We start from the raw sequence: 11393 nt of genomic DNA, 5'->3' as shown, positions 1-11393 counted from the left end.
CACCGCGTTGCGGTGCGCCCTTATAGCACCGCCCGAATAAGCGATGCTATAAGGGCAATTTGGTAAGGCCTAAACTTCTTGGTACAGTTCAGCGCCCTCTGCACGGAACCTCTTCGCTTGTTCGTCCATACCCACCATCACGGCTTCTCGATCGCCATCAAGCCCATTAGCTGCAGCGTATTCACGAACTTCCTGGCTAATTTTCATCGAGCAAAATTTCGGCCCGCACATGGAGCAAAAGTGCGCTACTTTAGCAGAGTCCTTGGGCAGGGTCTCATCGTGAAACTCCCTCGCGGTGTCTGGGTCCAGGCCTAGATTGAATTGATCTTCCCACCGGAACTCAAAGCGCGCCTTGGATAATGCGTTGTCGCGACGCTGGGACGCTGGGTGCCCCTTCGCCAAATCTGCCGCGTGGGCGGCTATTTTGTAGGTGATAATCCCAGTTTTAACGTCGTCTTTGTTAGGCAGGCCCAGGTGCTCCTTGGGTGTAACGTAGCAAAGCATCGCGCAGCCATACCAACCGATCATAGCCGCGCCTATCCCTGAGGTAATGTGGTCGTAGCCTGGGGCAATATCGGTAGTTAGCGGCCCCAGAGTATAGAATGGCGCCTCATCGCACTCTTCGAGTTGCTTGTCCATGTTCTCCTTGATCAAATGCATAGGCACATGGCCAGGGCCTTCGATCATCACCTGAACATCATGTTTCCAAGCAATACGTGTCAGCTCGCCCAGAGTCTCTAGTTCGGCAAACTGAGCCTCGTCATTAGCATCAGCCACCGAGCCTGGGCGCAAGCCGTCACCCAACGAAAATGCCACATCATACTGTTTGCAGATTTCGCAAATTTCTTCGAAGTGGGTATAGAGGAAACTTTCCTGGTGATGGAAAAGGCACCACTTGGCCATGATCGAGCCGCCTCGAGAGACGATTCCAGTGACCCGTTTGGCGGTCAGCGGCACATAGCGCAAGCGCACGCCAGCATGGATAGTGAAATAGTCCACGCCCTGCTCAGCCTGCTCGATCAGAGTGTCGCGAAACACCTCCCAGGTAAGATTTTCTGCCACACCTTTGACCTTCTCCAACGCCTGATAGATCGGCACAGTACCGATGGGCACCGGCGCGTTTCGGATAATCCATTCGCGGGTTTCGTGAATGTTCTGACCGGTAGATAAGTCCATGACGGTATCCGAGCCCCAGCGAATGCCCCAGGTCATCTTGTCGACCTCTTCTTCTATGGAAGACGTTACTGCCGAGTTGCCTAAATTGCCGTTGATCTTGACCAAAAAGTTACGGCCGATAATCATCGGCTCGGTTTCCGGGTGGTTGATATTGCATGGGATGATCGCGCGGCCGGCGGCGACTTCAGCGCGGACAAACTCCGGGGTGATTTCTTCAGGCAGATTGGCACCAAAACTGTGTCCCGCATGCTGGCGACCTAAAATCGCCTCGACCTCTCCGCTGCCCGCATATTCAGCTGAAAAGGCCTGACGCCGCTGATTTTCGCGGATGGCGATAAACTCCATCTCCGGAGTAATGATTCCTTTGCGGGCGTAGTGCAGCTGGGTGACGTTTTTCCCCCTCTTGGCGCGGCGCGGCGTGCGCGCCAGATCAAAGCGCAGCGGCGCGAGCATGGGGTCGTTGGCTCGACGGTGGCCGTAATCCGAGGTAGGACCATCGAGAAATTCGGTATCATCGCGCTCCTCAATCCAGGTGCGACGAAGTTCGGCAAGCCCACGACGCAAATCCGGCTTCACGCGGGGATCGCTGTACGGCCCAGAGGTATCGTATACCAGCAACGGTGGATTTTCCTCAGGCACGTCGGTGGTTTGAGTTGGCGAGAGAGAGATTTCACGAAACGGCACGCGAATATCTGAGCGCGAGCCTTCGACATAAACTTTTCTTGAGCCGGGAAGCGGCTGAATCGCTGCATCGTCGACCATCGCAGTTTCGGCGAGAAAATGCGACGTCAAAGACGGTGTGGAAATCACTGAAGACATGCAAAAAGCTCCCTTGGTAGTGGCCAGGGGGCGTGGGAGACTGGTTGGATAGTAAAGACGCGCGGAAGTCCATCCACGGTCAGAAATGCACCAGTGCTTGATCCCTACGCCGGTACCCTTCTCCGTCGAAATGACAGAGAAATTAGCCGGATCAGGTTCAACGGGTCAGCGCTGCCATTGCGCAGTCTCAGCCGGAATTACCGGCACCCCGTCAAGCAAGAGGAACCACATTAAGCCATGACACAGTGAGTTGGCAACCGCTGCTCTTTTCCACTGCTGAGTGCGATATTGACTCGCCTCGGTGCTGATATTCCTCGGTGCTGATATGCCTCGGTGCGAAACGCGAGGGTATAGTTCCATACAAAACGTACGCAGCCGAACGACTTGGCCAGAAGCTCAGCCTGCTCAGGCGTGGGATAGAATCGTTCTTTGTAGGCGCGCTTTTTTATACTGTATTTTTATCAGGTGCAGGCTAATATTTCAACACAAGAACCGCGTTGCGGTGCGCCCTTATATCACCGCCCGAATGGGCGATGCTTTACGGGCAATTTGGTAAGTGAAACCGGTAAGTGAAAATGGCTGAGCGAATTGCTCGGCCATAACAGACACCAGAATAAGATAGATTAATACTAAGGATAAAAATTAAAAACTACCAAAATACACGTTCAAAACACACCCTTGGACTTGGCGTATAGAACCATACCCTGCCACAACGATAACAATGTCCACGAGGTGTTCCCGATGAAACCCACACTGTTAAGCTCAATCATTGTAGCTCTAGCTAGTCTGCAAGTAAGTACCACTCAGGCCCAAGATATCAAGCTGGGACACGTACTGGCTCCCACTCACAGCTGGAACATCGCTGCGGAAGGTTTTGCCAAGGATGTCGCTGAGGCCACTGATGGCCGTGTCAACTTCCAGGTCTTTCCCAGTGGCCAACTCGGCAACGAAAAAACCGTCGTCGAAGGTATGCAGATCGGTAGCGTGCCGGCTGGCGTGATCGGCTGTGGCTCATTTCAGCCCTTAGATGCCCGCTTTGGCATTGTCGAGCTCCCTTACTCCTGGCCGAACCGTGAGCACGCCTACGCCGCCTACGATGGCAAGCTGGGCAGTGCACTCGAGGAAATCGCCGACGAGCACAACATGAAAATTCTGTCGTGGTGGGAAAACGGTTTTCGCCATGTCACCAACAACCGAGGCCCGATAACCTCACCAGAAGACCTCTCCGGCCTCAAGATTCGTGTCACACCAGACAAAATGCGTCTAGATACCTTCACAGCGCTGGGTGCCAGCCCAGCACCGCTGTCATTCGGCGAGCTGTATTCCGCCTTGCAGCAGGGTGTGTTCGATGCCCAGGAAAATCCGCTTTCCATCATTCACTCCTCTTCGTTCAACGAGGTACAAGATTACGTCTCACTGACCGGCCACGTATGGGCGCCGGCCTGCCTAACGGTTTCTACATTCACTTGGAACCAGCTCTCCGAGGGTGATCAAGCGGCCGTTCAGAAGAGTGCCGACGAGTGGCGTGATAAGCAGCGCGAGATGACTCAGCAAGATGATGCTGAGCTGATTGCCAAGCTGGAAGACGCGGGCATGAATGTCAATGAAGTTGATACCGCGCCCTTCACTGCGCAGGTACAAGATGTGTGGGCAGAATATTCCGACGTCTTCGAGCCTGAGTTGATGAGCCTTGTCGAGTACTACCGAAAAGGCGAGTAACGATGACCTCTCCCTCCATCAATCCGTTCGCAGCACTGTCCTCCATGCGCACCTTGATGATCACTCTCTCACGTTGGAGTTGCCGGGGCTGTTTGGCCCTGGCAGCCAGCGGAGTGACCGTGCTCTCGGCACTGGTGATCTGGACTGTCTTCATGCGCTGGGTGATGGGCCAGCCACCACACTGGGCGGAAGAACTGCCGCAGCTGGTGCTGGTATGGACGACATTGCTAGCCGCCGTGTCTTGCACACGCAACCGTAGTCATCTGAGCGCAGGACTGCTACCGCTACTGGTTCGCTCACCCAAAATTCAGCGCATCACAGGCCGCATTACTGACGCCACCATCCTAATCATGCTGCTGTTGCTAGCCAAGGCAGGCATGGATCTGACCAGCATCACCATGCGCCAGACCACGACCGCACTGCAGATTCCGGCCGGCATCGTCTACCTGTCCGTACCGCTGTGTTGCACCGCCATGGCCCTAGTTCAGCTTGAGCACCTGCTGACGCCTGCGCCGGCCGCCCATGGCAACTTTGACTCACTGCCACCTCACCAAGGAGATGCCTTATGACACTCGGTGCCTTGGCTCTACTCGGTGTATTCGCGCTCGGCATTCTTATCGATATTCCCATTGCCTTCGCCCTACTGTTATCAGCTCTCTTTTATCTGCTAGCGTTCGGTGCTGCACCAATGATGGTCTCGGCACAGCAGTTTGTGGCCGGGATGGAAAGCTTCACTCTGTTGGCGATCCCGCTGTTCGTACTCGCCGCCCAATTAATGAACCGTGCCGGCCTGACCGAACGCTTAGTGCGCCTCTGCATGGCGATGGTCGGTGACATTCGTGGTGGCCTGGCCGTGGTCGCCGTACTCGCCTGCATGATGTTTGGTGCACTGTCAGGATCAGGCGTAGCGGACGTGATCGCCATCGGCAGCATGTTGCTGCCCACCATGGCCCGCAACGGCTATGACAAGGGTTTCAGCAGTGCGCTGGTCGGAACAGCCAGTTCTATCGGCACCGTGATTCCGCCCAGCATAGTGATGATCGTCTACGGCACCACCTCCAACACCTCGGTGGGCCAGCTGTTTATGGGTGGCATCATCCCCGGCCTGATGCTGACCGCCGCGCTCGTCGGCGTCGCCCTCTACATGTCGCGCAAGCATGGCTGGTCAGGGGGTGTTGCCGCCCGCGTACCCGGCGAGCGCCGCCGAGCTCTGCTGAGCGCCCTACCCGCCCTGATGGTGCCCGTGATGATTATCGGCGGCATCCGCTTCGGGGTCTTCACACCCACCGAAGCCGCCGCTTCCGCGATTCTTTACGCCATCATTATCGGCACCTGTGTCTATCGTAGCCTCACCTGGCAAGGCTTTCTGAATAGCATCAAGGCTACCGCTGAAACCACCGGCGCCATCCTGCTAATCATCGGTGCCGCCGGCATGTTTGCCTGGGGCCTAACTTATGAGCAGGTACCGCAGGCCATCGCACAATTAATTGGCGAGTTCACTGACAGCCGCACCAGCGTACTACTGCTGCTTACCGCGGTACTGCTGGCGCTCGGCTCGTTCATGGAAAGCGTGGCGATTATCATCATCGTAACCCCCATCGTGATGCCACTGCTGTCGCAATATGGCATCAGTCCGGTGCACTTCGGAGTGCTGCTGACCGTTAATTTGGCCATCGGTGCTAACACGCCACCACTGGGCATCGACTTAATGGCCGCCTGTCGTATTGCCGGTATCAATGTCAGCGACTCGCTGCGTCCGCTGGGTCTGATGCTGGGTGCGATGTTGATCGTCCTGATGCTGATTACCTTCATTCCGGAACTCGTACTGTTTCTGCCTAACCTGATGGAGGGCTAAATCATGGTTCTTCTAAACTCACGAGAACCCGTGCCAGGGCGCAGTACCCCTCCTCAGCGCTGGCTGTTTGTGCCGGGTAACGACGCTCCCCGTCTGCAATCAGCACTCACCTCTGGTGCAGATGCCATTGTGGTAGATCTCGAAGAGTTCACCCCAGCCGCTGGTCGCGCGCTTGCCATTAGTCATTTCGCCGAGTTCGCCAGGCGTGCTCGCGCACTCAATCTGTGGCCTGCCGTGCGCCTCAACTTGCTAGATCACAGTGGTCTCACTGAACTGGCCGCATTAATACAAAGTGCCCAGGGAGACGTAACGGGTACGCCCGCAGCCGTTTTCCTACCTAGCGTCGAGCAACGCGCGCAACTAGCGGCACTAGATGAAGCGCTCGCCGAGCAAGAGCGACAGCATGCCCTGCCCAAGGCCAGCCTCCGCAGCATCGCGACCCTGGAAAGCCAGATAGGTCTCTTGAATGCGGACACGCTGCTCGCGCCAGGCGCTGACACATCACGCTTGCTGGGAGCGTTGATCGGCACTGGGGACCTGGCCACTGACCTGGGCCTGAGGCCAGAGCTGCCCGCCTCTACCATCACTGAGGCACTCAAACCGTGGCGCCAACGCCTGGCCACGGCCTGTAAAACACATCAACGGCTGGCCATTGATGGCCCTTGGCGCTGGAAACATGGCCTGGGCACCGATCAGCACTGGGCCAACCAACAGGGGTTGCACGCTCGTTGTGTCATCCACCCCGAACAACTCGAATCGCTCTATGACCTAATGTGCTTCAACAGTCACACACAGCACTGCTAGCGATTCGTCACTCGTTATCTATTTCACCTTACGCAACACTATGAGAGTACTTCCATGACTCAGGCCGCGAACACTCCTGTAACTAACACCCCCCTACCAATACGTAATGGCGGTCAGATTCTCGTCGACCAGATTCGCTTACATGGCACCAAGCGAGTGTTCCTGGTGCCCGGCGAAAGCTACCTGCCATGTATCGATGCCCTTAATGAGCATAAAGGCGCTATCGATCCCATCGTTTGCCGCCAGGAAAGTGGTGCAGGCTATATGGCTGAGGCTTACGGCAAGCTGACCAACGAGCCAGGCATATGCTTCGTCACGCGTGGTCCTGGGGCCACTAACGCCTCTATCGCCGTGCACACCGCTTATCAAGACTCCACACCGATGATCCTGTTCATTGGTCAAGTCGGCAACAACTTCATCGAGCGCGAAGCCTTTCAAGAAATCGATTATCGTCGCATGTTCGGCGAGATGACCAAGTGGGTTGCGCAGATCGATGACACCTCGCGCATCCCAGAGTACATCGCACGTGCCTATCAAGTTGCGCGCAGCGGCCGTCCGGGCCCAGTGGTGCTGGCATTGCCGGAAGACACCTTATGGGGCGAAGCGCAGGTAGCGGACGTCAAACCGCACCCGCGCCTGGCCACCTACCCGGGGCAGCCCCAGCTGGATGAGCTGAAGCGCCTGCTCGCGACCGCCGAACGTCCGTTCCTACTGGTCGGTGGCAGCGGCTGGACCCGAGAGGGTCAGATCGCATTGGAAGATTTTGCCAAGCGTTTCGACATTCCTACCGGCGTCGCCTGGCGTCGCCTGGAATGTGTTGATGCCGAATTACCCCAGTTTGCCGGTCATGTCGGCATGGGCATGCATGCGGCATTACGTCAGCAGTTGATAAACAGTGATCTTGTTATCGCCGTCGGCACTCGTATCGGCGAGGCCACCAGTGAAGGCTACAGCTGGATTCAATCGCCAGTACCAACCCAAAAGCTAGTACACGTCTACGCCGACCCGGAAGAGCTGGGTCGCGTTTATCAGCCGACGCTTGCCATCAACACCGACGTTAACGGCTTTGCGCTGGCGCTCTCTCACTTAACGCCAGATAGCGCACCGAACTGGTCTGAGCTAACACATGAAGCCCGCGCAGCCTATCTAGACACGCTCAAAGAACAGCCGTCACCGGGCCCACTGAGCCTAGACAAGATCAGCTTAACCGTCGATCGCATTCTCGATGGCAAGGGCTGCATCAGCGTTGGCGCTGGCAACTATGCGCTCTACCCCCACCGCTACGTGCGCTTCCGCGGTTTAGGCAGTTCTTTGACTCCAACCGTCGGCTCCATGGGATATGGTCTGCCGGCTATTATTTCTAGCAAACTGGAGTTCCCAGAACGCCCTGCCGTCTGCTACGCCGGTGATGGCTGCTTCCAGATGAACCTGCAGGAACTAGGTGTGGCGTTACAGTACCGGCTCGGCATCGTGGTACTGGTGTTCAATAACGGCATGTGGGGCACCATTCGTGCCCACCAGGAAAACGACTTTCCGGGACGCGAGATTGCCCTATCCTTTACCAACCCAGATTTCGCGGGACTGGTCACTGCCTATGGCGGCCTTGGCCAGGTGGTAGAGAAGAACGAAGACTTCGAGGAAAGTTTCAAGCGCGCACTAGAGTTTGCCGATCGAGAGCGCCTGCCAGCCTTGATCGAGCTGCGTTATGATCCGAACGGCATAGCTCCAGGCGAGCTATTGAGCAGTATTCGTGAAAAGGCCCTCCAGCGTGAGGCGGTTGAATAAGCCACATAGACGCCCACCTTCCCGTTGCCTTCGGGTAGCGGGAACTGCGTCTGGGCCATCGGTTATTACGTATAGCCCCGCCACCCAGCCCAAGGCTCAGGAGTTAGAACCCAGATTTCAGAGCCTAGAAAGTTGAACCATGCCGCCACAGAGCGGAGACAGGAGTCATACAACACCATGCCCACGACTACTTCACATTCCATCAGCGCCGAGCAGACCCAACAGATTCTAGATAGCCTCGCCCTACGCGTCGATGGAGAGCGCCTATGGGACGCGCTGATGACGCTGGCCAAGATCGGCGCCACTCCCAAGGGTGGCAACTGCCGCCTGGCACTGACCGAGGAAGACCGCGCAGGCCGCGAGTTGGTCACCGGTTGGCTGGAAGCTGCGGGACTGACGTTGCGCGTCGACGAGATCGGCAATATCTTCGCCCGCCGCCCAGGCCGAAATGACAGCCTGCCGCCCGTCGCTACCGGCAGCCATATCGACACCCAGCCCACTGGCGGCAAGTTTGACGGTTGCTACGGTGTGCTCGCCGGACTCGAAGTCATGCGTGTGCTGCATGAACGCGGCATCGAGACAGAAGCACCACTGGAAGTGGTAATCTGGACCAATGAGGAAGGCAGCCGCTTCGTGCCAGTGATGATGGGTTCCGGCGTTCACGCTGGCCTGATCACGCTGGAGAAAGCATTAGCCGCCACCGATCGAGATGGCGACAGCGTAGCCGCCTCGCTGGCGCGTACAGGCTATGCCGGCGACGTGCCGGTGGGCAGCCATGGCTTCGGCGCTTACTTCGAAGCGCATATCGAACAAGGCCCAGTGCTGGAGCAGGAAGAGATCACCATTGGCGCCGTCACGGGCTCGCTGGGTCTGCACTGGTTCGACGTAGTAGTCAGCGGCCAGGAAGCCCATGCCGGCCCGACGCCGATGCCCTACCGTCGCGATGCCCTAAAGACCGCCTGCGCACTGGTCAGCGATATCCTGACCCTGGCTGATGACTACCAGCCCAATGGTCGCGTTACCTGTGGCGAATTCAATGTGCACCCCAATTCGCGCAACGTAATTCCGGGGCAGGTGCGGTTCAGCGTCGACCTCCGTCACCTAGAACCGGCCGTGCTCGCTAAGATGCACGACCAACTCAAGGCGCTGTGCCTTAAGCATCACACCGCCAATCAGAGTGACAAGCAGCTCATTGACGTCGAACTGATCGAACTGCAATACATCCCGCCGACGCCTTTCGCACCGGAGCTGGTTGAGATGGTGCGCAGTGCCAGCCGTGAACTGGAACTCAGCTTCCGCGACATAGAAACCGGTGCTGGCCACGATGCCGTGCAGATAGCTGGTATCAACCCGGCAGCAATGATCTTTGTGCCCTGCGAAGACGGCATCAGCCACAACGAGAGCGAAAACGCAGAACCTTCCGATCTCGAGGATGGTGCCAACGTGCTGCTGCTGGCAATGCTCAAGCGCGCCGGTATTGTGAGCACCAACCTCAACAATACCGAGGAGAACGCTCAATGAGCGCAACCACTGCAGCATCCGCCCCGCTGACCCATGCCGACTGGCAACAGCGCGCGGCAGCGCTGACTTTCGAGACCCGTGCCTTCATTGATGGTTCATATACCGAAAGCACCGACTGCAACACCTTCCCAGCTTACAACCCGGCGACCGGTGAAATCCTGGCCCACATCACCGCCTGCACCGAGCAAGATATTGACCGCGCTGTGATGGCTGCGCGTCGTGCCTTTGATTCTGGCGTATGGTCACGCCAGTCACCACAGTCACGCAAGGTCGTGATGCAGCGCTTCTCGCAGCTGATCAGCGAGAATGCCGAAGAGCTGGCGCTGCTGCAGACGCTAGAAATGGGCAAGCCGATCGGCGACAGCCTAGGCTTCGACCTGGCGGAGACCTCACGTTCTGTCGCCTGGTACGCCGAGGCCATCGACAAACAGTACGACGAGATTGCACCGACCGGCGAGAACGTTCATACCACTATCACCCGTGAATCACTAGGCGTGGTCGCGGCGGTGGTGCCGTGGAACTTTCCACTGATGATCGCCTCCTGGAAGTTCGCTCCCGCACTGGCACTGGGTAATAGCGTAGTACTCAAGCCGGCCGAATCCTCAAGCTTGAGTGCGCTACGCCTGGCAGCACTAGCCAATGAAGCCGGTATTCCGGCCGGTGTTTTCAACGTCACGCCTGGACTGGGTGCAGTGGCGGGCCAGGCGCTTGGTCTGCACATGGACGTCGATGTGCTGGCCTTCACCGGCTCCACTGCCACCGGCAAGCGCTTCATGCGTTACGCCAGTGACTCCAATCTCAAGCGCGTATGGTTAGAGTGCGGCGGCAAGTCACCGCATATCGTGTTCGCCGACTGCCCGGACCTAGACATGGCCGCACGCGCCGCCGCAGACGCCATCTTCATCAATCAGGGTGAAGTCTGCATCGCGGGCTCCCGCTTGTATGTTGATGAGGCTATCTTCGACGACTTCATACCACGCCTGATCGCCTGCGCCCGTGCCATGCCGGCTGGCGATCCGCTCGACCCGTCCACGCGCATGGGCGCACTGGTCAGCGCGGATCACCACGAGAAGGTACTCGGCTTTGTCAAAACAGCATGCTCAGAGGGCATGACGCTACATCAGGGCGGGCAGGCGATTGCGCCCAGCGATGCCACATCCGGCGGCTGGTATCTGGAACCAACCATCGTGGAGGGTGACCAGAACAACACCGTGATGCGCGAAGAAATCTTCGGCCCAGTACTGGGCGTGACCCGTTTCAGCGGCGAGGAGCAGGCCATCGAACTGGCCAATGACTCTATCTATGGGCTAGGTGCTGGTCTGTGGACGCGAGACTTAGCTCGCGCTCACCGTGTCTCACGTCGACTGAAGGCAGGGCTGGTATGGGTCAACTGCTACGCCGATGGCGATATCAGCGTGCCCTTCGGTGGCGTCAAGCAGTCCGGCTTCGGGCGTGATAAATCACTTCACGCGCTGGACAAGTACTCTGATCTTAAAACCACCTGGATCAACCTCGACTACTGAGCCAATGTGCCGCCGCCACCGATGAGACTCTATAGGATGGCAGCGGCACCGAGGGGCGCGTCAACAAACTGCAAAAGATGCCTCACGACGCAGCATCTGGATCAACGATATCACTAGCCGTACTTGGTGCTTCTCCACTAGGGGGCGTTAACAATTGCTGATGGAGGTCTGCCTGATTTAGCATGACTGTA

8 protein-coding genes, 1 pseudogene and 1 riboswitch are annotated in these 11393 nt (G+C 57.5%); of the genes and pseudogenes, 7 read left to right on the top strand and 2 right to left on the bottom strand.

Going from position 1 to position 11393, the window contains the following annotated elements; translation table 11 throughout:
- Positions 1-69: 69 nt before the first annotated feature.
- Positions 70-1995 carry a phosphomethylpyrimidine synthase ThiC gene (gene thiC, locus ACTH3D_RS10690; protein WP_441667080.1) on the bottom strand — a complete coding sequence of 642 codons (1926 nt, stop codon included), beginning with the start codon at positions 1993-1995 and terminating at the stop codon, positions 70-72.
- Between the two features lie 84 nt (positions 1996-2079).
- Positions 2080-2216, bottom strand: a riboswitch (TPP riboswitch).
- Positions 2217-2309: 93 nt separating this feature from the next.
- Positions 2310-2444, bottom strand: a pseudogene (locus ACTH3D_RS10685) (helix-turn-helix domain-containing protein); the annotation flags it as partial.
- Positions 2445-2736: 292 nt separating this feature from the next.
- Here ACTH3D_RS10685 and ACTH3D_RS10680 point away from each other — a divergent pair.
- The 7 genes from ACTH3D_RS10680 to ACTH3D_RS10650 all read left to right on the top strand — a co-directional run bounded on the left by ACTH3D_RS10680 (position 2737) and on the right by ACTH3D_RS10650 (position 11202).
- Complete coding sequence (locus ACTH3D_RS10680) at positions 2737-3714, top strand: TRAP transporter substrate-binding protein (RefSeq protein WP_441667078.1); 978 nt, start codon at positions 2737-2739, stop codon at positions 3712-3714.
- 2 nt (positions 3715-3716) lie between these two features.
- Positions 3717-4283 (top strand): TRAP transporter small permease, encoded by a 567-nt coding sequence (locus ACTH3D_RS10675; RefSeq protein WP_441667076.1) that lies wholly within the window; start codon positions 3717-3719, stop codon positions 4281-4283.
- On the top strand, positions 4280-5569 hold the full coding sequence (locus tag ACTH3D_RS10670) for a TRAP transporter large permease (RefSeq protein WP_441667074.1): 1290 nt from the start codon (positions 4280-4282) through the stop codon (positions 5567-5569). The genes ACTH3D_RS10675 and ACTH3D_RS10670 overlap by 4 nt, the downstream gene beginning before the upstream one ends.
- A gap of 30 nt (positions 5570-5599) precedes the next feature.
- Positions 5600-6373, top strand: a complete 774-nt coding sequence (locus ACTH3D_RS10665) for an aldolase/citrate lyase family protein (protein WP_441667072.1) — start codon at positions 5600-5602, stop codon at positions 6371-6373.
- Positions 6374-6427: 54 nt separating this feature from the next.
- A complete protein-coding gene (locus ACTH3D_RS10660) occupies positions 6428-8158 on the top strand; it encodes a thiamine pyrophosphate-binding protein (protein ID WP_441667070.1) in 1731 nt (576 codons plus the stop codon).
- A 177-nt stretch (positions 8159-8335) separates the two neighbouring features.
- Positions 8336-9679 (top strand): Zn-dependent hydrolase, encoded by a 1344-nt coding sequence (locus ACTH3D_RS10655; RefSeq protein ID WP_441667068.1) that lies wholly within the window; start codon positions 8336-8338, stop codon positions 9677-9679.
- Positions 9676-11202 carry an aldehyde dehydrogenase gene (locus ACTH3D_RS10650; RefSeq protein ID WP_441667066.1) on the top strand — a complete coding sequence of 509 codons (1527 nt, stop codon included), beginning with the start codon at positions 9676-9678 and terminating at the stop codon, positions 11200-11202. Before ACTH3D_RS10655 ends, ACTH3D_RS10650 begins: the two co-directional genes overlap by 4 nt.
- The last annotated feature ends 191 nt before the right edge of the window (positions 11203-11393 follow it).

This window comes from Halomonas sp., from assembly GCF_052095765.1.
Taxonomy (GTDB): Bacteria; Pseudomonadota; Gammaproteobacteria; order Pseudomonadales; family Halomonadaceae; genus Halomonas.
This window is presented reverse-complemented; position numbering and strand designations above follow the sequence as displayed.